The organism is Streptomyces sp. NTD91 (genome assembly GCF_059510455.1).
The window spans coordinates 1-266 of sequence record NZ_JCAJZW010000198.1 but is presented as its reverse complement, the minus strand read 5'-3'; the positions used below and the strand labels follow the sequence as shown (position 1 = coordinate 266).

1 pseudogene is annotated in these 266 nt (G+C 66.2%); it reads left to right on the top strand.

From position 1 onward, the window contains the following. Positions 1-39: 39 nt before the first annotated feature. A pseudogene (locus AC5WRT_RS39215) lies at positions 40-266 on the top strand (hypothetical protein); the annotation flags it as partial.

Sequence of the window (266 nt, the reverse complement as noted above, 5' to 3'; positions counted from 1 at the left end):
GTGTCCTACGACTGCACCGGAGACGGAAAGTGGGACCGCGTGGAGACCTACCACTACTTCGCCACCGACCCCGCACCCGGCTGGGAGCACTACACCGACAAGGCCGGACCGGCCTCACAAAGCGGCACACTCTGCGACCTGAAGGGCGGAACCGTCCAGGTGAAAATCTGGAACGCCCTGGGCAACGCCCCCAGCACCCTCGCCACCGGAGACCAGTCGGCCCTCCGAATCCCCTACACAGCCACCGACGGAGGTTCCACGTCGAC